Consider the following 24,696-nt stretch of genomic DNA (forward strand, 5'->3'; position numbering starts at 1 on the left):
ACCTGGTGGAGGTCCGCAGACGTAAAAGCACTGATCGAAAGGGAACTCACGTGCACAAGGCTATCGTCGTCTTCGAGGTTGAGGGCGGTTCTGACAAGTACTTCGACGGTCACCGTCGCGACACCATGCCGATTGTCAACTCCATCAAGGACAAGGGCTGGCACTCCGAGGTGGTCTTCTTCCGCCCCGAGTGGTCCGACGACATCTTCAACTACGTTTCCGAGAACTTCGACGGCTACATCTCCCGCGTCAACCCGGGCAACATCCCCGGCGGTGAGAAGGGTTACTTCGACCTGCTGACCCGCCTGTCCGAGGCTGGCCTGGTGGGCATGTCCACCCCGGCAGAGATGATCTCCTACGGCGCGAAGGACGCCCTGGTCAAGCTGAACAAGACCGACCTCGTCCCGGAAGACACCGCCGCTTACTACGACGTCGAGTCCTTCCACGAGACCTTCCCGACTTCCCTTTCCTACGGCGAGCGCGTGCTGAAGCAGAACCGCGGCTCCACCGGCTCCGGCATCTGGCGCGTCCGCCTCGCCGACGAGTCCCTGGCAGAGTCTGTCGAGCCGGGCACCGCGCTGCCGCTGGACACCAAGCTCAAGTGCACCGAGGCTGTGGACAACCACACCGAGGAGCGCGAGCTGGGCGAGTTCATGGACTTCTGCGACCAGTACATCATCGGCGACAACGGCATGCTCGTGGACATGCGCTTCATGCCACGCATCGTCGAGGGCGAGATTCGCATCCTGCTCGTCGGCCCGCACCCGGTCTTCGTCGTGCACAAGAAGCCGGCTGAGGGCGGCGACGCTTTCTCCGCGACCCTGTTCTCCGGCGCAAAGTACACCTACCAGAAGCCGGAGGAGTGGCAGGAGCTCGTCGACATGTTCGCCGAGGCCCGCCCGGTCATCGCCGAGAACCTCGGCGGCGACAACATCCCGCTGATCTGGACCGCCGACTTCATGCTCGCCGACGATGACGAGACCGGTGAGGACACCTACGTCCTCGGCGAGATCAACTGCTCCTGCGTCGGCTTCACCTCTGAGCTGGACATGGGCATCCAGGAGATGGTCGCTGACGAGGCCATCAAGCGCGTCGAAGAGAAGAACGCTTAAACGCGCGCTTATCGACGTAAAAGCTCCCCGCCTGGTCCAGGCGGGGAGCTTTTCGTTGCTGGGGCCGGTGTGACGGCCGGGAGGATTACTCGCCGGCGATCAGCTGGGCGGCCCTCTCGCCGATGATGTAGCAGGTGATGTTCGGGTTGACTGCCACGATCTGCGGCATCACGGATGCGTCGGCGACACGCAAGTTCTTTGTGCCCTTGACGCGCAGCTCTGGGTCGACCGGCGACATCGGGTCATCCGCAGAGCCCATACGTACTGTTCCCACCGGGTGGTAGACGGTGTTGTGGGTCTTGCGGATGTAGTCCGCGATCTCTTCGTCCGTCTGCGCCTCCGGGCCTGGGGACAGCTCGCGCTTTACAATGTCCTTCAGGGCCGGCTGCGCCGCGATCTTGCGGGCCAGCTTGATGCCCTCGACGGCGATGTGCATGTCGTAGCCCTCTTCATCCGTGAAGTAGCGCGGATCGACCTTCGGCTTGTCGCGGTAGTCGTTGGAGCGCAGCTTTACCGTGCCGCGGGAGCGGGCGTGGCAGACGTTCGGTGTCAGCGCGAACGCTTCGTCGGCCTGCGGGTAACCCTGGCGTGCGGTGTGCATGTCAAATGGGGTGCACCCGTAGTGCATCATCAGGTCCGGTAGGTCGGTGTCGCCCTCGATCCGGGTGAAGATGCCGATCTCCCACCACTGGGTCGAGTCGCGCACCATCGGCACGTTGGACTCGAACTGGATGACAGCTTCCGGGTGGTCCTGGAGGTTCTCGCCGACACCAGGGGCGTCGACAAGCACATCGATGCCGAACTCTTCCAAGTGCTCGCGCGGCCCGATGCCAGAGAGCATGAGCAACTGCGGGGTGTTGATCGCGCCGGCAGAGACGATGATCTCCTTGTTCGCGGTGATCGTGGTCTTGCGGTTGAACACGTCGGCAAGCAGTTCGACACCGGTGGCGGTGTTGTCGTCGCTGAAAAGGATGCGCGTGACCCAGGCGCGGGTGATGATGTCCAGGTTCTCCCGGTCCTCGTTCGGGTGCAGGTAGGACACCGCCGAGGAGCCGCGGGTGTTGTCGGCGTGGGAGTTGATTTGGAAGAAGTTCGCGCCGTGGGTGACCGTCTCACCGGTGTTGAACGGCTTGCGCGGCAGCCCCGCCTCCTCACAGGCGTCGAGTACGGCCACCCCCACCGGGTCATTCTGCGGAACATCCATGAGCTGCACCGGGCCATCGTGGCCGTACTGCTCGCCGTCGCGGGAGTTGGTCTCCATCTTCTTGATCAGCGGCGTGATGTTCTCCGGGGTCCAGCCGTTAGCGCCGAGCTTCTCCCACAGCTCCATGTCTTCAGCCGGCGGGTGGAACGCGATGCAGGAGTTGTGGGAGGAGCAGCCGCCCAACACCTTCGCGCGGGCGTGGCGCATAAAGGAATTGCCGTTCTCCTGCTCCTCGATCGGGTAGTCCCAGTCCAGGCCGGATTCGAGCAGCTCCGGCCAACGCTTCAGGCGCAGCACCTCGTCGTGCTCGCGGTCGTCGGGGCCGGCTTCGAGCAGTGCGACGGTGACATCCGGGTTCTCCGACAAGCGGGAGGCGACAGCCGCTCCGGAGGAACCGCCGCCGATGACGATGTAGTCGTAGGATTCGCGTGCGTCAGACAGGTTCATAGGTGGGGTCTCCTTCTAGTTCTGCTTGTTGGGGAACCAGCCGGTCACAGCAGGTTCGGTGTTGTGATAGATGTGCTTTGCCTGCGTGTACTCCTCCAAGCCGGCGATACCGAGCTCGCGGCCGATGCCAGACATTTTGAACCCGCCCCACTCCGCCTGCGGGATGTAGGGGTGGTAGTCGTTGATCCAGATGGTGCCGTGCTGCAGGGCACGGGAAACGCGGTTGGCAACGCCCATGTCAGAGGTCCAGACTGCGCCGGCAAGACCGTAGTCGGTGTCGTTGGCAATCGCGACGGCCTCTTCTTCCGTGCTGAAGGTCTCTACGGTGATGACCGGGCCGAAGCCTTCCTCTTGCACGGCGGGGTTGTCGCTGGCGCACTGGTCCAAAACGGTGGGGGAGTAGAAGTAGCCGTTTTCGTGTTCTGGGCCGCCCCAGTCGCCGCCGCAGCGCAGCCGCGCCCCGGCATCGATGCCGCGCTGAACATAGTCGGTGACCTTGTCGCGGTGCTCCTTCGAAATCAGCGGACCGGTTTCAGCCTGCTCGTCGAAGGGGCCGCCCATGACGATGTCCTTCGCGCGCCCGACGAGGTCATCGACGAACTTTTCCGCGATGGACTCGTGGATCACGAGGCGCGTGCCCGCGGAGCACACCAGGCCGGAATCCATGAATCCGGCGTTGAGCGCGTTGTCCAGCGCCGCGTCGTAGTCGGCGTCGGCGAAAATGACGTTGGGGTTTTTCCCGCCGAGCTCAAGAGCGACCTTCTTCACGCCCTCTGCGGCTGTCTTGGCGATGATCCGGCCCGTCTCCAGCCCGCCCGTGAAAGACACCAAGTTGATTTCTGGGTGGGAGGAGAGCACGGAACCAACGTTGGCGCCGTCACCGGTGACAACGTTGGCCACACCCTTCGGCAGGCCGAGGTCATCGAGCACCTCCGTGATGAGCAGCGTCGTGTGCGGGGTCAGTTCCGACGGTTTGATCACGAAGGAGTTACCGGTTGCCAGGGCCGGAGCGATCTTCCACGCAGCCTGCAACAGCGGGAAGTTCCACGGGGTGATCATTCCGCACACTCCGATGGGCTCGTACACGACGCGGTCGATAACCGAGTCGTCTCCGGCATCGACCAACCTGCCGGGGTTGGAGTCCGCGATCTTGCCGAAGTAACGGAAGCAGCCGGCAATGTCGTCCATGTCGCCCTCGGCCTCCACGAGGCGCTTGCCCGTGTCGAGAGCCTCCGCCTTGGCGAAGTCCGCTTTGCGTCGTTCAATTTCCTCGGCCACCCGAATCAGGAAATCACCGCGTTCCGAAGCGGGCGTGTTACGCCATTCACCCTTGTCGAAGGCTGCGCGGGCAGCCTCAACTGCACGGTTGGCGTCGTCCGAGGTGCCTTCCGACACCACACCGACCTCGGAACCGTCGGCGGGGCAGATGATTGTGCGCGTCGCCCCGTTAGAAGCGGCCACCCATTGTCCGTCAATGAACAAAGTTGCAGTTTCCGGCATATGCCGTGTCCTTTCGATCCTTAATTTCTAGAGGGCTGTCTCTTGCGCTCTCTACTGTGGATACGTTCCCGAGGGTACAGATCCTTGCGTGTCCGCCTCCGGGGCCGATGCTCCGGCATCCTCCCACGTGGTCGGTGCAGCGACGGTGGTATCAGCGATGACGGTTCCGAAGTCGTCTCCGGCCATGTCCATGTAGAGACGGTGTTGGTCGTAGTAATTCAAGACATCAGAAATCAGCTGGTCTGAGGTGTACCCCATGACATTGTGGCCGCGGGTGCCGCGGGCGTCGAAGACCTCTACGCGGTAGAAGAAGTCTTGGTCGTCTTCCGCGCCGACGGCATAACCCGGCATCTCGTAGGCAACGGGGCATAGCTGGTATTTGAAATCGTCCTGCTCATCGAATTTGACGTTCAAGTCGATGAACGGAAGCTGATTTTCCTCATCTACCCCCTCAATGAAGGTCGCATCCAGGCCCATGTTGCGCATCTCCAGATAGACCTCACGCAGCGCGGGCTGGGCGGTGGAGCCAATGAAGTCCCTGGCTTGATCGCTTGTTGGCCACGATATGTGGCGGGCGAGCCGCTTCTTCCAGTATTTCGAGTCTTCCCCGGTGCCGGCAGGTGCCGCGGCCCGCGATGCCAGTGCACGCTCCTGGGATTCCATCGCCCACTTCTCCGCGCGCAGCACCTTCATCACGGAAGCCATGAGTAGGTACATCACGACCGAAAAGGGCAGTCCGATAAGGACGGTGGCTGCTTGGAGGGTGTACACACCGTCGATAAGCAGCATCGCGAGAGTGAGCACACCGATGATGACAGCCCACACAATGCGCAGCCACGGAGCACCGTCAGAATCTCCTTTCGTCGCGTGCGAGGTCATGTTCGCCATCACCAACGAACCGGAGTCGGCCGACGTGATGTAGAACAGCAGCCCGACGATAACGGCGAGCCCGATGAGGAACGTGGCACCCGGGTATTGCTGCAGCAGGTTGTAGAAACCGGATTCTGGCACTTCCAGCGCCTCATTCAGGAAGTCGGTGTCGCCGTCACGGAAGAAACGCAGCGCGGAATTACCGAAGATAGAAATGACCAGCACAATGAACCCCGGCGGCACAAGCAGCACACCGAGAATGAACTCGCGTAGCGTGCGGCCGCGGGAGATGCGGGTGAGGAAGAGCCCGACAAACGGAGTCCAGGCGATCCACCAGGCCCAGAAGAACAGGGTCCAGTCCTGCAGCCACTGCCCGGCCGGGTAGTCGCTCATGCCGGCGGTATAGCCGAAGGTTTCCAGCAGCATGCCGGGGAAGCGGGAGATCGAGTCGCCGACGTTTTGCACTAACTGCGTGAGCAATGTCGCCGTCTGCCCGGTGATGAGGATCCACGCCAGCATGCCCAGCGCTAAGTAGACGTTGAGTTCCGAGAGGAACCGGATGCCTTTGTCGACGCCAGACACCGAGGAGACGATGGAGATCGCCACAGAGACGACAATCAGTGCCGTCCACACAGTGATGTTGTTCGGAATGCCGAATAGCGACGACAAACCGTAGTTGAGGAAGACCACGCCGATACCGAGAGAAGTCGCGATACCGAAGATCGTGCCGATCGTGGCGGTGACATCCACCGCGTCACCGGCAGCGCCCTTGACGCGCTTGCCGAACAGCGGCGCAATAGCCGAGCGCAGCGACAACGGCAGGTGGTAGCGGTAGGCTGCCAAACCCAACGCCACGCCCATGAGCGCGTACATTGACCACCCCGGCACGCCGTAGTGGAAGATCGTCCAGATCGGGGCCATGCGGGCGGCCTCGTCCGACATCGGGGCGACATCTGGGGGAGTGGCGAAGTTCGTCGCTGGGCCCGCGATGGCGAAGAACATCAAGTCCACGCCAATCCCGGCTGCGAAGAGCATCGAGGCCCACGTGAACAGGCTGTACTGCGGCCGTGAATGGTCAGGGCCCATGCGGATATCACCGAATCTGCTCAGTGCGACAACGAGCACGAACAGCACGATGAGACCGGCGGTGAGCACGTAGTACCACCCCAAGTTCGCTCCGATCCAGTCCATTGACCCGAAGATCACTTTTTCTGCCTGGCCCGGGAAGAACGCCGACCAGAGAACAAAACCGACAATGAGCACACCCGAGGTGATGAATACGGGCTTGTTCACCCGGGCAAAACCTTTTTCGTTCAATGCATCGTCGGTTTGCGATTCACCGGAAGAACCGGGATGCGAACCGCCGACACCATCTGAGAAAGAAGCGGTGGTGGTCACCGTGACTCCTTGAGAAAGTAGATCAAAATTTGCAAGAACCAGCTCCCTGTGACCGGGGGCCAGCTTTACTACACAGTAGTGACAGTCACCACACAGGGTCATGTGTTGCATCTTTTCCAGTGGCGCGGTGCACTCCACTCACCCCACTCCGGGCACCGTCACCCCCGCAGCGACCCGTGGAAATTTTGCAGAAGATAGTTAAACTACAGACGTTCAAGTAGCCACGAACCGAGAAGGACCTAGCAATGTCTACACCGAATAAGCCGAACTCAAACGAGCCCATCAACCCCAACGCCAACGAGTACGGATCATCCGGCTTCGACACCACCAAACCCGGTTCCCGCTCTGACAACACCGGCTCTGATTCGGCGCCTGGCTCTACGCCGTACTCCGGCTACGTCGAATCCTCCGTCCCGTCTTCGCGCAGGAAGCCTGGTGCCGCTGCCGGCACGTCCGATAGTTCCCACCCGGACACTACGGTGATCTCCACGAACCGCGAAGGTGCCGCCGGTTCTGCTTCGACAGGGGGTTACTCGTCGTCCCAGGGCTCTACGGCCTACAGCGCTGGTTCCGCGGGCGCAGGCAACACCAGCGGCACCACTGGTTCCGCGGGTGCTGCTGGCACCACCGGCTCCGCAGGTTCTGCAGGCGCCACCGGTTCGGCTGGCTCCATGGGTTCTGGCGTGCACGTCGGCACCTACCAGTACGGCCAGTCTGCTGAGCCCGCAGGCAATTGGGCCGGCACGAGCGCTTCTTCCAGCGCTCCGCAGTCCTACGGTAACCAGTACCCGTCGTCGTACGGCACGCCGGCAGGCCAGCCTGGGCAGCCGGGTCAACCGGCACAGTCGACGCAGACGAACCAGCCGGGCAACCAGTTCGGGCAGCAGCCGAGCTACTTCGGCCAGCCCCAGCAGGGCCAGCAGGCACAGTCCCAGGCGCAGTTCGGTGGCCAGTTCCTCAGCTCCGAGCAGGCCCACGAGATCCGCAGCTCCAACCAGGCCTACGGCGCTGACCAACCGTACGGTGCTAACCAGCCGTACGGCCAGCAGCAGCAGTTTGAACAGCAGCAGTTCGACCAAATGCAGCAGTTCGACAAGGTCCCGCAGGAGAAGGGCAAGGGCTTCTTCAGCTCGTTGTTCGACTTCAGCTTCCGCGAGTTCGTCACGATCGACTTCGTGAAGATCATTTACATTGTGCTGCTGGTCGCCGCCGCGGTCTTCTGGGTTCTGGGCTTGATCGGGTCCTTCTCCGGTTTCGAGGACGGCGCAGGCACCGGCATCATGTTCCTGCTCGGCTGGCTGATCTTCGGCACGCTGGCGACGCTGCTGCAGATCATCCTCATTCGCGTCGGCCTGGAGGCTCTCGTGTCGGTGGTCCGCATCGCTCAGAACACGACTGATCTGGTGGATGAGGAAAAGGGCGCCGAGGACGCTGTGAGCGTCGACAGCGCTGAAGACACCACCAAGTAAAAGCGGCTTACAGCAGCTTTTCGACGGCCGCCGGATCCGCATCCGACAACATCTGGCGGCACCGGTCGTACTCCGCGTTGTCGCCGATGGCCTGAGAGGTCAAGGCCAGCATTGCGATCGATTCGAGAACGCCGCGGTTGGGTTCGTGGGAGTAGGGCACCGGGCCCCAACCCTTCCACCCGTTGGCGCGCAGGCGGTCCAGCGAACGGTGGTAGCCGGTGCGCGCGTAGGCATACGCCACGAGCAGCTCTCCGCCATCTAGTTCGCGGCGGGCGCGGGCGGCCCACACACTGGGGGAGTCGGGGTGGGTGAGGGCGGTGTCGTCGTTGAGCAATTCTTTGCCTGCGGCGGGGTCGTCCGGTAGCTGCACGGGCGGCGGGGCCATCATGTCCTTGAATTCCATGGGGTCAATCCTGCCACTTCGGGCCGCGGCGGATGCGGATCGAGCCTTTCGCCGCGGCCATGTCGACTTCGCGGTCGCCCTGGGTGATGATCACCGTGCCCACAGCGGCGAGTTCAGCCGCAGCCGCGCGCACGTCGTCCATCAGGTCGCGCCAGTCATCGCCGTGGTCGCGTGCGACATCGGACGGGCAGATTGAGGATTCTGGTTTGCGCTCCGCCAGCTTAGCGACGATCTCTTCCCCCAACCCCACCTAACGCCCGCGGGCAATGTCGAGCGCGCCGGTGATCATCGGCACCTGGAGCGGCAACCGTGCCAGGGCGACGGCCTGCATGGGCAGGGGCTTCTTCCGCCACAGGTAGGCCATGTAGAGGTTGGCGGGGAACATGGGTGCCATGTTCTTCCGGAAAAAGTCAGTGAGGGCCATGCCCGCGAGTCTAGCCCCACAACTCGGAGGCGTTGACCCCGAACGAGTAGAGCGCCTTGCGCAGCAGCGGCAGCGACAGGCCGATGACGCTGGTCTGGTCCCCCTCAATCGAGTCGATGAACCAACCGCCCAGGGCTTCCAGGGTGAACGCACCGGCGCACTCGAGCGGTTCACCGGAGCGAGCGTAGGCCTTGATGTCGGCATCGGAAACATCGCCGAAGCGGATCTTCGTGGACACCGCATCGGTGATCCACGTGCCGTTGTAACCGATGGCGTGGCCGGTGATCAGCTCGGCGGTCTGGCCGCGCTGGGCCTGCCAGCGGCGGATCGTCTCCTCGACGGTGTGCGGCTTGCCCTGCAGCTGGCCGCCCAGAAAGAGCATGGAATCGCAGCCGACCACGATGTCGTCCGGGTAGGCCGGTGCGACGGCCTCGGCTTTAGCGTGGGCGAGGGAACACACGGAGTCGGCGGGGGAGGCGTCGATAAGCGAGGCGAGCAGGGCATCTTCGTCGATGTGCGCAGGCTTGACCACGGGCTCCACGCCGGCGTTGCGCAAGATCATCAGCCGCGACGGCGACTGGGACGCTAGAACAAGACGCACTAGAACAGCGCGGTCGAGTTGAACGCCGAAGGGTTGAACACCACCGGCCCGTGCACACGGTTGGAGGGACGGCCCCACAGGTTGCGGTGGCCGCCAGCGGTGCGGGACTTCGCCTCCTGCTGCAGGTCGCTCAAGACCTGGGTCAAAGCAGCGAGTTCGGCCTCAGTCGGGTTGCCCTTGACCACGGTGAACTGTGGCTGCGATGAGGACTGTGACTGTGTCATGGTTAGCTTCCTTCCAGATCTCGCTACAGCGGAATGTTGCCGTGCTTCTTCGGGATGGCGTAGACCACCTTGCGCTCCAGCAGACGCAGAGCTTCGGTGACCTGAGTGCGGCTGTGGGAGGGTTCGATGACAGCGTCGACAAGCCCGCGCTCGGTGGCCACATAGGGGGTGAGGTGGGCTGCAGCGTACTCGTCGGCGTCGACGCTGAGGTGCTCAGCGGCGGTGGTGGCGTCCGCAAGCGCGATCTGCGCGGTGGGCCACGCGAAGACCATGTCGGCGCCCAAGTCCTTCGAGCCCATGACCACGTACGACGGGCCGATGGCGCGGCGGGTGATCACGGTGATCTTGCCCACCTGGGCCTCCGCGTAGGCGAAGGCAAGCGCCGCACCGTACTTGGCGGAACCGAGGTGCTCTTCCTCCTCGGAGGGGAAGAAGCCGGGGGAGTCGACGAATTCGACGATGGGCAGGTTGAAGGAGTCGCAGACGCGGATGAACGCGGCGGCCTTCTTCGCGGCGGCGTGGTCGAGGCAGCCGGCCAGCACGCTCGGCTGGTTGGCCACAATGCCCACGGCGCGGCCGGAGATGTGCGCGAAACCGACGACAACGTTATCGGCGTAACCGCGGCCCAGCTCGACCAGGCCCTTGTCGGTGACGCGGGTGATGATCTCGCGGACGTCGTACGCCGCGGAATCATTGTCCGGGATGTAGGTGTCCAGGGAGCTGGTGTCCGGCTCGGCGGAGTTGTCGTTGATCGGGGAGGCGGCGCGGTTGTTCTCCGGCAGGAACGCGGCCAGCTCGCGCACGGTCTGGATGGCCTCCAAGTCGGATCCGGCGGTCAGGTGCGCCACGCCGGTGACCGTCTGGTGAATGTCGGCACCGCCGAGGGACTTCGCGGTGGCCACGCGGCGGGTCACCTTGGTCACTGCCGAAACGGAAGTCAGGTGCATCGTGGCGGACTCGACCATGACCACCAGGTCGCTCAACGGCACGAGCAGCGCCGCCAGGGAAGCGACTTCGCCCGCCACCACAGAGATCTGCGGCACGACACCGGAGGCTTCTGTCGCCTTGCGCAGGATGCGTGCCGACATCGCGGCGGTGACTACGCCTTCTTGCAGGCGCGCGCCGGTGGAATCGTGAATCGCGATGACCGGCACACCAGTCTTGATGGCCAAGTCGTAGACCTTCAGGATCTTCTCGGCGTAGACCTCACCGAGCTGCCCGTCGAAAATCGAGGAGTCGTGGGCGTAGACCGCGACGCGTCGACCGTCGATAAGCCCATAGCCCGTGACCACACCGTCAGTGACGGGCTTGGTGCGGTCCATGCCGTGCTCCTCGACGCGGTGGCGCGCCAAGGCGTCCGTCTCCACAAACGTGTCGGGGTCAACCAGCGCTTCCACGCGCTGGCGGGCCGTGGAAATACCGGCTTCACCTGCGGTGCGCGCGGCTTCGCTGCCCATCGGCTCGCGAGCCTCCGCCAAGCGGTTGCGCAAGTCCGTGATTTTGCCGGCGGTGGTGGTCATGTCGGGCTTCTTGTCGGTCATAACGCCTCATCCTACGGGGTCGGGTGCATCCATTCGCTTATCGACGCAACCTCCCCCACCGTTAACCACCCTTGTCCTGGGCCCTACTCTCCGTAGTGGCCGAGCATGTACTGGCTGCCGTTCCAGTAAAGATTGAACGCTTCGACATCACCGCTGACCGGTGCAATCCGTCCGTTGTCGAATCCGAGCGTGACGTGGTTCTGCAGCTTCACGCTTCCGGTGAGGTCCTGCTGGCGCTCGCTCCAGGAAAAGTCGATGGTGTCATCGTTGAGGGTCACGTTGGTGATCCCGCGGAAGGTACGCATATCTCCATCGGGCTTACCGTCGATGTAGAACGCGATGCCATCCGACACAGCGGCGCCGGTGCCAGCGGGTCCGTCGACGCTGCCGCGGCCGCCGTGGAAGATGATCCAGCTCACCGGCGCGCACGGGTCGTAGTGGTTATCGATGTCCTCGATCCAGTAGTTAAAGTCCGATCCGTCCGTCGAAGGCATCCGGCCCGGAGCAGAGTTAGAGGGGTACTGCTCGCGTGGATCTTTTGGCAGCTGCGCGCACTTCTCTGTGTCCTTTTGCTTGTCTTTGGGCTTCTCGGTGACGGTCTCGATGACGGTGGCCGGGCCCTCGGCGTCACCATCGTCCTGCGCGTCAGGGGCGGCTGCTGTGGTCAGGGCGGGCTCCTCCGAATCGGGGAGCGTGGACTGCGAGCAGCCTGCAAGCGCGAAAGCGCAGGCGAACGCCGTCGTTGTAGCGGCAAGCATTGTGACGATGCGGGTGCGGAACGTGAGCGGCGAGGAAGACATGTCAGCAGATTACACCGCAGCGGCCCCGTGGACCTGCGGTTGCGGGTGACAGTCTCCACTCGCTAAGCATTGGCGGCGAGTAGTTCGCGCAAGCTCTTCCGTGCCCGGTGCACCCGCACCTTTGTTGCAGAGAGGGAGGAGTCTTGGTGTTCAGCGATCTCCGCGAGCGTGAATCCGGCGACCTCGGCGAGCACGAGTGCTTCGCGGGACTGGTCGGGGATAGCGGCCAGCGCCTTCGTCAACGAGTCATTGTCGGCGATGGACTCCTCGAACTCCGCGGCAACGTCTTCGATCTCTAACGGGCCCGCGTCGTCGTTGCCACCGAGCGGGGAATCGATGGAGACCTCCGGGCGTCGCTTCCGAACAATCTCCAGCGACGCATTCGAGGCGATGCGGTACATCCACGTGCCAAAGCCCGACTCGCCCCGGAACTTCTCCAGGTTCTTCCACCCGAGGTACAGCGCCGCCGCGAAGGCGTCCTCCGCATCGTGATGGTTCGCCGTGATGCGCAGGCACACGTTGAACAGCTTCACCTCGTGCTGTTTCACCAGCTCAGCGAAGGCCGATTGATCGCCGGCCTTGGCGTTAGCGATGAGCTGGGGTTCGTGCATAACGGACAGGCTACTTTAGGGCAGCCCGGACTGCCCGCATAACCCTTGCAGATATGCCGGCGCGGGGGTTAGAAGTCCGGATCGGTGTCGAGATCCTCGTAGTCGTCAAGGGACATGTCGTCCGTGTCGTCGGTGTCCGCCGTGCTATCGAAGCTCTCCGTTGGGTCGGCAGAGTCCGGCATCTCGGGGTCGGTTTCTGGCGCAGGGTCAGAGTCTGGCTCGGTGGTAGCTGGAGCGGTGTCGGCGTCGACCGGGTCGTCGAGCGCGAGGTCATCGTCATCGATGGTGTCGGTCGCGTCGTCCTCGGCCGCGACATCGGGAACGAGGTCAGCCTCGTCCCACTCCGGCCACTCTTCGGTGGTGAACGCGGTGTTCAGGGAGCGTTCGGTCAAGCCTTCTGGGATCGGTTCTGGTGTGATCATGGCGTTAGAGAAGGTCGTAGGTCTTGAACCAGTCAACGGCATCCTGGGGCGAGGCGAAGTCGAAGGAGCTCATCACCACGCCGGTCTCAGTATCGGCGTAGGTGATCGAAGCATCGTAGAGATCATCGGAGTCGGCTCCGATGGCTGCGGATCCGTCGGAGTTTTCCTCCATGATCCCCTCATCGGACTTGGAGTAGCGGCCTTGCTTGATCAAGGCGCGTTCCCGCTTCGCGGCCTCCTGGTTCACGGCGAGGTTCACGTAGGAGGAAGCGTAGCGGCCTACCTCACGGAAGTGCTCAACCCCCTCGCTATTCGTGTTGACCTTGCACTGGATGCTGGGCGCGCCGAGGAGACCCGAACTGCTTGTGTTCAAGGAGCAGTTCTGGACGGCGCCCTGGAGCTTCTCCGGTAGTGCTGCATAGATCTCTTCGCCGGTCTTCGGCTCTGCGGACTCAGTCTGGGTTGGTGCCGTGGACTCGCCGGCGGATTCAGCCGCGGTGCCTCCATCCTGCGCCTGGTTCTCAGCGGGGTCGTTACCGCCGCGGGTCAGGGCGAAGGCGCCGATGCCGCCGATGAGGAGAACCGAACCCAAGACTGCGCCGACAGCCAGGGCGGTGCGGTTCTTCTTGCGGGGCTCGGACTGGCTAGGCTGGCCGGTCTGGCTCGACTGGCCCGGCCGACCTGCAGGACCCGGCTGGCCGGCGTACGTCGGCGTGATGGGCGCAGTCGAGGTATGCAGACCGGTGACAATCGGCGCGACGGCAGACAGCGCACCCTGGGCGACCACCATCTTCGGGTCGTCGAGGTTGGCCACCGGGCCGAGGCTCTTGATCTCCTCCTGAACCATCGGGACGCGGGATGACCCGCCGGTCATGTAGAGGGCTTTCAGGTCGCCGGGGGAGGTGACGCCAGCGTCGATAAGCGTCTGGCGCGTCAAGTCAGTCGCACGCTGGACGGGCTGACGGATGATGTCCTCGAACTCGTTGCGGGTCAGCGTCAACCGGACAGATTCGGATTCGCCGGGGACGGTGATCGTCGCGGTGGGGGATTCGGAGAGGACCTCCTTCGCACGGCGGATGCTGTCTTCGACGGCGTGGCGGTCGGACAGGGGCGCGCGGCGGCGAAGGTACTCGATCTGGTCCGGGTGGTCGTCCTCAAGCTGGCGGTCGACCCAACGCCGAATCAGGGCATCGAAGCTCTTGCCGCCCAGAGAGTTGTCACCGCGGGCAGCCACGATGTGAAAAGACCCGTCGTTTTGCGCCTCCAGCACAGCCACGTCGAGGGTGCCGCCGCCGAAGTCGAAGACGGCGATCTTGTCGCCCGGTTCCAACGGCTGGTTCGCCGAGTAGTACTGGGCGGCTGCCTTCGGCTCAGAAACCGTGCGGATGTTGGTGGCGTTGAGGCCGAGCTGCGTTGCAGCGTCGAGAAGCACCTTGATCTCCGCGTCCGTCCACGCCTCCGGGTGGGTGAGCACGAGCTCAGCCGGGCGGTGGTCATTGTGCTCGCGGGACGCCCGGCGCACCACCGACTCCAACACGGCAGCAACCGGGGTGGAGGCAGGAATGTCGTAGCCGTTGATCTGGAAGATCTGCTGCGGGATGACGCGCTTCGGCGCGGCGAGGAAGCCGTCCGGGTTGCCCTCCGCCTTGTTCAGGGCCACGTCGCCAGTCTCGACGTGTTCGGGGGTCTCAATGTACACCGACGACGGCATGGTCATCCTGTCGTGGGACAGGCTGACGGCTTCCACACCACCGCGGGTCGGGTTCGTGTGCGCCGCCGCGGTGTTGGATGTGCCGAAGTCAATGGACAGAGTCCAGTCCTTGGACATGGGGGTCCTCCCTAGCAGTAGGTGGTCTTCATGGCTAACAGTAGTTAGATGCCGGGGCGGGGCGGGAGGTTACACCCCGCCCCGGAAAAACCGGAGGGTATCCGGCCTTTCCAAGGAAGGGGTTCTAAGACTCCGCTGCTGGGGTTTCAGCAGTCGTTTCAGAGAGGGTTTTCGCGGCGCTATCCGCATTGTTTTCGGCCGTGTTCTCTGCAGTGTTTTCTGCGGTGTCCTCCGCCGAGCTCTCTGCAGCGCCGTCCGCGTTGCCCTCTGCCTCAGCTACCGCAGCGCGCAGCATCAGGTACTGGGCGGCAACCATCTGGGACAGCTGGGTCTTCGGGTCGACCTTGTTTGCTTCTTCTTCCGGGTCGTTGCCAATGGTCGCTTCGGAGTTCACCGAAGTGTTTTCGAACTTGGAGATGTGGGCGTAGTAGTTCTCGTACTTCAGGTAGCAGTAGTGGAGCTTTCCGCTGCCCTCGTAGGTGGAGTAGCACTCGGTGCCGGGCACGCCCTGCGGCTCGTCGAACTTCTCCGGGTCGTCTTCGGAGTCCAGGGCACGGAAGGACGCCAGCATCATTTCCGCGTTCTGCGGGTTGGCCAGACGGAAGAGAGTGGATTCACCGATCGCCATGGCCTCGATGTCGGCTTGGTCCAGCAAGCGGGAGACCTCACCGGTGGCCTTGAACATGCCGTTCATCGCGCGCTTGTTCATGTGGGCGGGGACAGGGCCGGTCATCTCCACGCCCTCTGGGGACATCACGACGTACTTCAGGATGTTGTCCGGGTCCATCGGCTGCAGTTTGTCGTGTTTGCCGAAGCCTTCTTCGGTCTTGTGGGTTTCAATGTCATCCATCATCGGAAGCTGCATGGTGAGGAACTTCGACATGTAGTCCACCGCCCACGTCAGGTCTTGGTTCTTTTCCTCTTCGGCCATATCCAGGTCCCGGTTGTCCATGGCGTTGGCGAAGATGACGAACTCGTTGTACGTGGTCACCATGTGGACTTGGTCGCCTTCTTCATCCTTCATGCCAGCGGCACCGGGGTGGCCTGGAATGTCGATGTACTCCAACGGGTAGGTCGTGTCGTCTTCCCAGTTGATGCCGCCCTCTGCCAGGTAAGTGTCGCGAATTGCGTTGGCGAACCCTTCGGCAGAGGTCGGGTCGGTGAAGCGCCAGATGTAGTTTTCGGCGATCTGGTTGCCGTCCTCGTCGCTGGCGGGGTGAATGTAGCCGGAGATGTAGTTCTTCTCAAACGGCTTGGTCGCCTCGTTCACTGCGTCGGGGAAGACCAGGCTGATCCGGCCGAACGTGTTGTAGCGCACTGGCATGCGGCCTTGGGTGAACCGTTCTGGGTCGACCTCGTAGGGCAGCAGGGTTTGGTAGCCGATCTGGTTGCCCTCTGAGTAGGAAGTCATGTCAACCGGGGTTTCGGGCCATCCCGGGTGCGGTTCCTTGCGGTACTGGCCGGTGTCGTATTTCTCTTCTTCGGGGACCTCGGAGGTGGTCTGCTCTTCGGAGGCTTGCTGCTCTTCTGGCTGCTGGAACTGCTCCAGCACGGAGCAGCCGGTCAGCGCGCCGGCAGCGGCAACGGTGGTGAGGATCGCGGCGACGCGGGTGCTGATACGGGACACGGGGGAGGGGCCTTTCTTCATGAAGGTGCGATGCGGTCACAGTTTGGATGCGGGGAAAGCCTGCGAAGGTTACACCCTGGAGGGCGGTTTCGTTCTGAATTTTGCATAAGAGTCTGGCATATCTTTCCTCCGCGCGCGTGGAAAGGGGCTGTCCCTGCCCCGCCCGGCGATATCTCCGCCACAATGGGGGACGCATATACTTCCCTCTAGCTAACCCCCACACGTGAGAAAGCTTAAGAAGTGACCCAGCCGGATCAATCCACCGCAGCGCCTGCAGCCCAGCAGGAGGACGTGCACGCCAAGGCCAAGGGCTACATTGACCGTGTCTGCGAGGGGATCTTGGACAAGCGCGGACGGGCGAAGGTGTCGGTGCGAGTCAAGCAAGCGGCGTCGGCGGAGCTGCAAACGAATACAGTGATTCTCGCCGGCGAGGTCAACCGCGGCAAGAGTTCGTTGGCGAACGCGCTTGTGGGGTGGCAGGGAGTCTCACCGTCGAGCACGGACTTTACGACGGTCATTCCCATCGCCATCGGACCTGAAACCGAGGAAATCCCCGCCGGTAGTGCGGCCTTGATCTCGGCCGAGGGAACGGAGATTCATCCGCTGACCGAATTGCCCAGCCGCGTGGACCGCGCGTTGCAGTCCTTCGACGGATTCGTACCCACCCGTGCGCACATTGCTGTCGACGGTTCCAAGATGGGCGACACCATTGTCATTGACACTCCCGGCATCGGCGGCATCGGCTCTGCGGACTCAGCTGTGCAGGCGGACACGGAGAACTTCGCCAGTGTGGTCGTTGTGGTGGCAGATGCTTCTAGCCCGTTGACCAAGCCGGAGATGGACTTTCTCAAGCACGCCCACGAGGTCTCCGCGTCCGTGGTCGTGGCGGTGACCAAGACGGATAAGAACATGACGCGGTGGCGCGACATCGTCGCCGAGGACGAGAAGCTCATTGCCGCCCACGTCGGCGAGAACATTCCCGTCATCGGTGTGTCCTCGCTACTGCCGTTCGCAGAACTGGGCACTGACGACGACAATGTCGATGCCTTCGCCGGCTTGGCACGGCTGCGTAAAGAGATCGCGGATCGCTTCGCCAGCGCGGAGTCGCTGCCGGTGGCCAACGCGCTGCGGATCATGAACCGTGCGCTGGAAGACATCGAAGCGGAAATGGAGACGGAGCAGCGCGATCTCGAGCAGGCCGAGGATGTTCTGCCTGAACTGGAGGAGCAGAAGGCCAGCTTCGAAGAGCTGCGCCAGCAGGCCAAAGTGTGGGAACGCCACTTGAACCGCGACCTCCAGCTCATGCGCCAGTCTGCCGCGGACAAGTTGGATGAGGATCTCATGGAGATCCGCACGAAGTGGACGGATTTCATCGACAAGCACGGCATCCAGGTCTTGCGCAAGGATCCGCAGCACTTCACCCGTTTGATGGAAGAGGATTTCCAGCGTGCGGTGGTGGTGTCGGTCAGCCAGTTCGGTAATGATGTGGAGGCCTATCTGCACAAGATCTTCGGCAACTCCACCGTCCCAGACGAGATCATCGCGGAGATCCGCGAGCAGCTGCACATCGGGGAAATCCGTACGGCTGAAGTGAACCGCAACATGCGCGACACGTTCGACCCGATGATGCTCATGATGGGTTTCTCCGGCGGTTCCACCATTGGTGGTCTGCTCGGTGCGGCCCTGGTGCCCGGCGTGGGCATCATTGCGGGTGCCGCGTGGTTCGGCGTGACCTTCGGGTTCCGTGCCATCAAGTCGGGTAAATCCCAGCTGAAGAGTTGGCTCAATGAGTCCCGCAATTCGGCGGTGAAGCACACCAACAACATCTTGACGCAGTTCACACTGGTGGCTCAACCGCTGATCTCCGCCCGTTACACAGCCCAGTTGGAAGCGCAACTGGGTGACTTGAAGCAGCGCATCGCGCGTGCTCAAAAGACCATTAATCAGCGGCAGGAGACACGGAATCGGCGCCTGGAAGTGATCAAGAAGAACCGGTCGCGCGTGCGCAAGGCTCACGGTGATGCAGAGACCATGATCGATCAGCTCACGGCACGGAAAGCGGGGTAGTACATGTCCATTCTCGAATTGATTGCGAATGAGCTGCACCGCTTGGCGTCGCTGTCGCCGGAGATGGCCCACGCCTGCGGCCCGCTCATCGCGCGCGTGCAGACGCCGCCGCGCATCGTCATTGTCGGCCGCATCAAGGCCGGCAAGTCGACGCTGCTCAACGCGCTCGTCGGCGCGCCTGTCGCGGAGACCCGCGCGCTGGAGGCCACCAACGTGGTCACCGTGTTCCAAAACGGCATGCCGGATCGCGCCGTGGCCTACCTGCGCAGCGACGAGCAGGTCCCCATCCCGATCCAGCGTGGGCGCGTGTCCCAGTTGCCGGTGCCGGCGGCGGAGATCGCGTTCATCGACCGCTGGTTGCCGTCGCAAGCGGTGAGCAGGTACACGCTCATCGATACCCCGGGTACAGCAACGCTGACAGCGGAAAATGAAGCCACAACGCGCGCCGCGCTTATCGACGGCTACGAGCAAACCCGTTCCGCCTCCGTCGACGCCGATGCTGCCGTGTTCCTGTTTGACTCTGCACCCCGCCGCGACGAGGTCGAGTTCATCCAGCAGCTCGGTTTCACACCCTTGAACACGCTGGGCGTGCTGTCGCGCGCGGACTCCTTCGGTGAGGGGGCCTTGGGCGACGAAGACCCGATCATGAAAGCCCACGAGCACGCTGCGCGCCTGTCCCAGCAGCTGGGCGGTTTCGTCTCCCGGGTCATGCCGGTTTCCGCCCTGTTGGCGCAAACAGTGGCGACGGGCGTGGTCAGTGAGTCCTTGACCCGTGAGATCGCCGCGGTGACATCGCAGTCGCGTTTGGAGCTTGTCTCCGCCCTCTACTCGAAAGGCAATAAGGGTTCCGGTGGACCCCGCAACATCGATGCCAGCTTCTCCGCCCACTCCCTTCAAGCGGCCCCGGACCCGAACCGGCACGCAGCGCACCGCATCGAGAACGTCGTCGACCTGATTGGTGAGTACGGCCTGTTCCGCGGCCACGAGGAAGCCGTCAAGGGCGGCGCGGCGTTCAATGACTGGCTGATCCGCGCCTCTGGCATCGGTGCGATCCGCGAGGCGCTGGAGCGCGACCTGTCCTGGTACGCCTACCTGCACCGCGCTGGTGAGATCCTCACTGACCTTGAGGGGCTGGTCTACCGCCACCCGGCCTTCACCGAGCCGATCCGACACACGCTGCACACCCTGCGCAACCACCCCGTTGCCATCCCGGCGAAGTTGTTGATCACGCTGAAGTCGCTGCTGGCAGCGCATGCTTCCGAGGAGTTCATCCACGAAGCCGCGCGGCTCGCCCATGCTGGTCCGCCGCCGACGCGCTTGGACCTGCCGCCGAACGCGAACCCGTGGACGGTTCTGGACCGCATCCGCGAGCGTCGTTCCCAAATGCAGATGCTCTCCTTCGGGCTGCTCGACCCTTCGGAGGAAGAAGCGATGGTCGTGTTTAACCAGGCCTACGACCAGATGGAGCGCGACACCCAGGCGCTGACCTAAGCGGAGCCTAGCGCTGCTTTTGTTGCATCGAAGCACTTAGCAAGGTTCGCCGCTACGGATTTTGTAGAGTTTCTCCTGAAGGTCTGGTGAACCCGCATCGATCAAGCGTTGGAACATTCCATCATTTCGTAAGCGCTTCCTTTCCTGCTCCGCTTCACGTCGCTGCTCTACCTCCCAGAACCTAGTAGCCTTGGTGAGCTGATTTGGAAAACAAGTAGAATCCTTCGTCGGAGAATTGGACCATACAACAGAATTATCGGTCGGATGCGAGAGCTTAAAAATCTCTCGTCCTAGATCTACTGACCAAGCGAACTGGGACTCCTCCGCGAAGTGGTAGTCCGTCAACCTCCCCAAAAGAGCGCAAGTCCAGTCAACTAGCTGAACGGTGTTGTAAAGATGGCTCTCGGTCTGTAATGGAGTTTCGACGATGCTGCGATTCGACTTGTTACTGCGCGAGTAAATCGTGGCGCTCAGAGTGGCCACTGCGCGTTCACGGTTGTCAGTTTCCGTAGCATCCATAACTACGAGTATTAGCTCTTCCTCGTCTGAGGCAAGGGATCCGAGCCTGTTGATGGCTTGAATAAGACAATGGTTCTCCCTGTCCTGGGATTTCTCTCTTGTTTTACTCACTGGACCAACGGGTTTCTGCTGTCCGTAGAAGAAGAGATGTCCGCCGAACTTTCCCAGCTTCCGGTAGATACGGGAGAGCGCCGGGGCTAGTTCGTCCCCGTAGCGCTTAATGTTTCGCGTCGTGAGTAATGCAGAACCTTTCTTTTCCCACTGGTCTGACGGCACTCCGGATAGTTCGATCTCCACGGCGAGTAGCTGCTCTTTAACGTACTTGAAATAGCCACTCATCTCGCGAACGTTCTCAGCAGGCAAGATGTAACCTGCGTAACCGAAACACGGATGCGTGTTGTATTTCGCGTGGTCGTGAGAGATGTACGGACCTTGGTGTCCGAACTCGTCAATATAAGCGATAAGCATTCGTGAAGCCCCCAGCAGATAGCTCAGTGGCCGAGTCGCTCAAAGCGACCCGGCCACCGGAAATAGCGCGGTACGTGTGTTTCAACGCCGCCACTGTGGTCCCAACTTTAGATGGTGCTTTGCGCGATCGCAAGCGGGATAAGACGATGCTTCACATTTCAAGCCTTGTTCTCAAGTCCAGCTGACACACCAAAACCCAGGAAAGCAAGGTCCATGTGGTGCGTCACTCTGTGCTAGTCGCTTCTGGCAGCGCATGCTTCCGAGGAGTTCATCCACGAAGCGGCACGGCTCGCCCATGCTGGGTTACCGCCGAACGCGAATCCCTGGCCGGTTCTGGACCGTATTCGCGAGCGCCGGTCCCTGATGCAGATGCTCTCCTTCGGCTTGCTCGAGCCGTTAAGTGATCACATGGTTCACCAATTGATAAATTGATAAAACCGGAGCGCTGAGCTTCACAGCCCTTGGATCAGGTCGCCGTATTCGTCCTGGCCGCGGTGACGGAACACGGCGACGGTGCGGCGACGCGGGGCAGTCGGTTCAAGGTGAAGAGCTTCATTGATGGCGGCAAGCGCTGATTCAGAGTTGCCGGCGAGAGCCGGATCGAGGCCCATTGAGTCCAGGAGGTGAGCCAGGTCTACCACTGCGTCATCTGCAGGAAATGCACGAGCGGGAGCGGGGAAAACCGCGAATTCCTCCGGAGCGAAACGGAGCCACACCCGGTCGCCCACGGATACCTCGGCCTCGAGAAGGAAGCGGCGGATCGTGGATGTGTCGGACTGCTCCGCTGCGTTCACGCCCACGAACTGGTCACCCAGGCGGCTCGGCACAGCGACTTCACCGCCCGCCGGTACACCGTAGATACTGGCCACACCGAGCGGCAGGCTGAAGCCGGATCCTCCCAAGTGATCGTGGTTGACAGTGAGCAGCATGCACCACGCATCGTCGCGCCAGTAGAGGTCCGGGTCATCCTGCGGGTCAACCTCGGTCGTCTCACCCCGGCTGGTATCAGAATCGCTGGTGGCATCGGAGTGGTCGTGGAGCACGGAATCCGCCCCACCGGCATAGGCCTCCAGACCCCACTCGCGTAGCCCGTAGAGGTCAGATGCCACACGAATAATGCGCTCATCGACGTTCACGGCGTTGGTGATAAAGCGCTCATTGATGTCCATCGGCGTTGCCTGGGCAATCTCCGCGGTGCTCATCGGCGCTCCGTTGAGCGACAGCACGCCCGCGGCGAAGTCTTGGTGGCTGGACGCGATGAGGACGTGCGCGTCGTCGGAAAGCACGACCAGCCCGTTGCGCTGCGACATCCATTCCGCCAGAAGATCGCGGTCGGTCCCTAAAGACTCGGCGGCTGCGCTGATAAGCGCCGCGTTATGCTCGTCGGCAAGCTCTGCCAGCGCCGCGTCGACAGCGTTTGCGAAACCCGGCGCGGCGATCCACGTTTCGTCGGTGTCCCACAAGCCCCACATGCGGAAGTAGTGCTCGTACGTGCCAGTGAACGGCTCTGCATCCATTGCCAGCGCTGGAAGCTGCGCGTTCACCGAGGCGGTTGTTGACAGCGGCAGGAACCTCGCCGCGAGATGGTGCGCAACGTCAGTTGATAGGGCGGTGGTCCCCACGACGTCGTGTCTGATCTCCGCGTCGAGCTGCTGGATGCGCTTGTGCGAGATGTTGTAGAGTTCGCCCAGCTCTTCCAGCGTTGTGTCACCCATGTAGTGCATGGATATCATGGTCATCTTCATCGGATCGTCCGAGCACGCGGCGGCTAGTTCTTCGACGCACCGCGCGAACAGTCCCGCAATCGCGTCTCCCGCCATGCGCTTTTCGACGCCCGGTGCCAACCCCCTTACCCCACGCGGCAACTCCGTCCCCGTCAGCGTGAGCCAGCCAGCGAGAATGTCCAGTTCCTTTTCGATTTCAGCCTCCGTCTCCGACTCTGTGGCGTCATCGGGGCCGGGGTCGGCGGACGCCAGCGGCTCGTCGGGTGCGTCTGCGGGTGATGCCGGCTGATCCTGCGGTTGTTCTGTCTCCATGCTGGCCAGCAACCGGGAAAAGTGCAGCTCGCTGACAATCGGGATGTTTAGTTCGCGGGCACGGCGGGCCTTGCGGCTCATGGTGTCCGGGTTCGCAGCAACGAGGAGCGCAGTATTCTGTCCTACCCCGCCGACCGTTAGGCCGTGGCTGAGTGCCCGGGTTCTCCACTCTTCGCGCGACACGTCCATGGAACCGGTGAATGCGATGCGGTCGTGTGGGGTCAGCTCGACCCATTCCTCATCGTGATCGTTGTCCATCTGAGGCGTGGCGATGAGCTCATGGACCAAGGCCGGGTCAACGGCGAGTTGTTCGGCCAGCGTGCACAGTTCGGTTTTCTCGCGTTCGGTGATGACACCGTCGACCCAGGCTTTGCTGGCGATCTGGCGGATGAACTCCTCGTGGATCTTCGCGACATCCTCCTCGGTGAGTCCTGTGTCGTGGGCGAAACGGGCCAGGCCGTAGAACTCCGCCGGGGTGAGGTGCCGGTCGCCGAGGCAGACCCGCAACAGCTCGCGGTACTGGTCCGTGTCCGTGTCGCCGCCCGCGGGAAGCGTTTGGATGAGACGCGCGAGCCAGTTCTCTTCACCGCCGGGCTCATGGAATTCCGCCGTCTCGGTGTGCTCGGTGTGCTCGGTGTGCTCGGTGTGCTCGGTGTGCTCGGTGTGCTCGGTGTGCTCGGTGTGCTCGGCGGGTTCTGCGGTTTCTGCGGTCTCTGCGTTCTCCGCGGCGAGATCTTTCCGGGTGATCAACGTGGCGTTGGTGGGGGTCGTGTTGCCGGTGAAAAGCAGAGGAACGCCAATGAGCGTGCCGGAGAGGGTGCGCAAGAGTTCCGCTGTCGCTGCCGCGTTAGGTAGTGCGGCGTGTGGCTCGCTATTGGTCAGACCTGCTGCCTCGAGTGCGTCGGCGAGGCTACCGCAGCCCAGCTGCGCCGTGGCCAAGTCCTTCGTATCTACCCAGTGGGCCTCACCGACGTTCGTGGGAATGCCCACGCGGCGGAACTCCTTCGAAAGGAACCGCTTCTCAAACGACGCGTTGTGCGCCACCCCGATCCTTCCCCTGATCACTTGAGCGAGTTCGGGCGCGACTTCTTCCCACGTCGGCGCGTTCTTCAAATGCGTGGCGGTGAGCTTGTGCACGTGGCAGGTGGCAATGTCCCGGTTCGGCTGCACCAATGTCTCCCACGTTCCCTGCTCCCGCAGCTGCTGGTCCAGCAGCACGACACCGACTTCGACGATGCGATCAGAACCACCAAAACCGGTTGTCACAACGTCGATGACAGCGAAGCCGGGGTGCGGGCTCATGGCAGAAAATTCTCCAGCAGGAAGGGGCTAGGACTCCCCCACGGTAGTTCACCCTCCAGTGGGGCGCACGGCGAAAGATCGGGCTGGAAGGGCTACTGCGGATATTCAACGGTGGTGTTCAGGAAGCATCAGTTATCTTCACCGGCGGCGTCCAGTGCCCGGCCCGTCTGGAACCGTTCAGGTGGTCTTTCTCACCGGCCCAGATGAAGATGACGATGACACCGGATAACGGTGCGGTCCGGACAGGTTTAAGTCCTTTTGTGTGCTCGGGAAAGATCCCCTAACCCGCTTATTCTGGCATCCACGAAACCGGCACGACGTTCTTCACCGTT

Annotated in this window: 20 protein-coding genes; 4 read left to right on the forward strand and 16 right to left on the reverse strand. The window is 62.5% G+C overall.

Annotated elements, in window-relative coordinates; translation table 11 throughout:
• Nucleotides 1-50: 50 nt before the first annotated feature.
• Nucleotides 51-1,112, forward strand: coding sequence for a Cj0069 family protein (locus tag KBX18_RS01295; RefSeq protein WP_255994508.1), 1,062 nt, complete (start codon nucleotides 51-53; stop codon nucleotides 1,110-1,112).
• 85 nt (nucleotides 1,113-1,197) lie between these two features.
• Here KBX18_RS01295 and KBX18_RS01300 read toward each other — a convergent pair whose 3' ends face one another.
• Genes KBX18_RS01300 through betT form a run of 3 tightly spaced genes read right to left on the reverse strand, consistent with a single transcriptional unit; the run spans nucleotide 1,198 to nucleotide 6,531 of the window.
• Nucleotides 1,198-2,763 carry a GMC family oxidoreductase gene (locus tag KBX18_RS01300; RefSeq protein ID WP_255994509.1) on the reverse strand — a complete coding sequence of 522 codons (1,566 nt, stop codon included), beginning with the start codon at nucleotides 2,761-2,763 and terminating at the stop codon, nucleotides 1,198-1,200.
• 15 nt (nucleotides 2,764-2,778) lie between these two features.
• Nucleotides 2,779-4,263: an aldehyde dehydrogenase family protein gene (locus KBX18_RS01305; RefSeq protein ID WP_255994510.1), complete on the reverse strand. Its 1,485-nt coding sequence runs from the start codon at nucleotides 4,261-4,263 to the stop codon at nucleotides 2,779-2,781.
• A 51-nt stretch (nucleotides 4,264-4,314) separates the two neighbouring features.
• A complete protein-coding gene (gene betT, locus KBX18_RS01310) occupies nucleotides 4,315-6,531 on the reverse strand; it encodes a choline BCCT transporter BetT (RefSeq protein WP_255994511.1) in 2,217 nt (738 codons plus the stop codon).
• A 245-nt stretch (nucleotides 6,532-6,776) separates the two neighbouring features.
• On the opposite strand from betT, the gene KBX18_RS01315 reads away from it, so the two are divergent.
• The gene (locus tag KBX18_RS01315; RefSeq protein ID WP_255994512.1) at nucleotides 6,777-8,000 is read left to right on the forward strand and encodes a DUF4282 domain-containing protein; all 1,224 of its coding nucleotides are present in this window, start codon (nucleotides 6,777-6,779) and stop codon (nucleotides 7,998-8,000) included.
• Between the two features lie 7 nt (nucleotides 8,001-8,007).
• On the opposite strand, the gene KBX18_RS01320 is transcribed toward KBX18_RS01315, so the two are convergent.
• The 11 genes from KBX18_RS01320 to KBX18_RS01370 form a co-directional block, all read right to left on the reverse strand.
• Nucleotides 8,008-8,403: a DUF3151 domain-containing protein gene (locus KBX18_RS01320; protein ID WP_255994513.1), complete on the reverse strand. Its 396-nt coding sequence runs from the start codon at nucleotides 8,401-8,403 to the stop codon at nucleotides 8,008-8,010.
• Between the two features lie 4 nt (nucleotides 8,404-8,407).
• Nucleotides 8,408-8,653: a DUF3253 domain-containing protein gene (locus tag KBX18_RS01325; protein ID WP_255994514.1), complete on the reverse strand. Its 246-nt coding sequence runs from the start codon at nucleotides 8,651-8,653 to the stop codon at nucleotides 8,408-8,410.
• Nucleotides 8,654-8,827, reverse strand: coding sequence for a hypothetical protein (locus KBX18_RS01330; protein WP_005286265.1), 174 nt, complete (start codon nucleotides 8,825-8,827; stop codon nucleotides 8,654-8,656).
• Between the two features lie 10 nt (nucleotides 8,828-8,837).
• Complete coding sequence (locus KBX18_RS01335; protein ID WP_255994515.1) at nucleotides 8,838-9,428, reverse strand: nucleoside triphosphate pyrophosphatase; 591 nt, start codon at nucleotides 9,426-9,428, stop codon at nucleotides 8,838-8,840.
• Nucleotides 9,428-9,652 (reverse strand): acyl-CoA carboxylase subunit epsilon, encoded by a 225-nt coding sequence (locus KBX18_RS01340; RefSeq protein WP_005286259.1) that lies wholly within the window; start codon nucleotides 9,650-9,652, stop codon nucleotides 9,428-9,430. The genes KBX18_RS01335 and KBX18_RS01340 overlap by 1 nt, the downstream gene beginning before the upstream one ends.
• A gap of 23 nt (nucleotides 9,653-9,675) precedes the next feature.
• Nucleotides 9,676-11,193 carry an acyl-CoA carboxylase subunit beta gene (locus KBX18_RS01345; RefSeq protein WP_255994516.1) on the reverse strand — a complete coding sequence of 506 codons (1,518 nt, stop codon included), beginning with the start codon at nucleotides 11,191-11,193 and terminating at the stop codon, nucleotides 9,676-9,678.
• A gap of 83 nt (nucleotides 11,194-11,276) precedes the next feature.
• Complete coding sequence (locus tag KBX18_RS01350) at nucleotides 11,277-11,993, reverse strand: hypothetical protein (protein WP_255994517.1); 717 nt, start codon at nucleotides 11,991-11,993, stop codon at nucleotides 11,277-11,279.
• A 62-nt stretch (nucleotides 11,994-12,055) separates the two neighbouring features.
• Nucleotides 12,056-12,604, reverse strand: coding sequence for an RNA polymerase sigma factor (locus KBX18_RS01355; protein ID WP_255994518.1), 549 nt, complete (start codon nucleotides 12,602-12,604; stop codon nucleotides 12,056-12,058).
• 68 nt (nucleotides 12,605-12,672) lie between these two features.
• Nucleotides 12,673-13,026, reverse strand: a complete 354-nt coding sequence (locus KBX18_RS01360; protein WP_255994519.1) for a hypothetical protein — start codon at nucleotides 13,024-13,026, stop codon at nucleotides 12,673-12,675.
• Between the two features lie 4 nt (nucleotides 13,027-13,030).
• A complete protein-coding gene (locus tag KBX18_RS01365; RefSeq protein WP_255994520.1) occupies nucleotides 13,031-14,854 on the reverse strand; it encodes an Hsp70 family protein in 1,824 nt (607 codons plus the stop codon).
• Nucleotides 14,855-14,978: 124 nt separating this feature from the next.
• Nucleotides 14,979-16,481: a hypothetical protein gene (locus KBX18_RS01370; protein ID WP_255994521.1), complete on the reverse strand. Its 1,503-nt coding sequence runs from the start codon at nucleotides 16,479-16,481 to the stop codon at nucleotides 14,979-14,981.
• 240 nt (nucleotides 16,482-16,721) lie between these two features.
• Between KBX18_RS01370 and KBX18_RS01375 the strand changes: the two genes are divergently transcribed.
• A complete protein-coding gene (locus tag KBX18_RS01375; RefSeq protein ID WP_005286240.1) occupies nucleotides 16,722-18,548 on the forward strand; it encodes a dynamin family protein in 1,827 nt (608 codons plus the stop codon).
• A gap of 3 nt (nucleotides 18,549-18,551) precedes the next feature.
• Nucleotides 18,552-20,039, forward strand: coding sequence for a dynamin family protein (locus KBX18_RS01380; RefSeq protein ID WP_255994522.1), 1,488 nt, complete (start codon nucleotides 18,552-18,554; stop codon nucleotides 20,037-20,039).
• Between the two features lie 36 nt (nucleotides 20,040-20,075).
• Here KBX18_RS01380 and KBX18_RS01385 read toward each other — a convergent pair whose 3' ends face one another.
• Entirely contained in the window at nucleotides 20,076-21,026 is a 951-nt protein-coding gene (locus tag KBX18_RS01385; RefSeq protein ID WP_255994523.1) for a DUF3800 domain-containing protein, read from the reverse strand.
• A 452-nt stretch (nucleotides 21,027-21,478) separates the two neighbouring features.
• Nucleotides 21,479-24,364, reverse strand: a complete 2,886-nt coding sequence (locus tag KBX18_RS01390; RefSeq protein WP_255994524.1) for an exonuclease domain-containing protein — start codon at nucleotides 24,362-24,364, stop codon at nucleotides 21,479-21,481.
• Nucleotides 24,365-24,696 lie beyond the last annotated feature (332 nt).

The sequence above is a fragment of the Corynebacterium sp. CCUG 69979 genome, from assembly GCF_024454095.1.
In the GTDB taxonomy this organism is placed as follows: Bacteria; Actinomycetota; Actinomycetes; order Mycobacteriales; family Mycobacteriaceae; genus Corynebacterium; species Corynebacterium genitalium.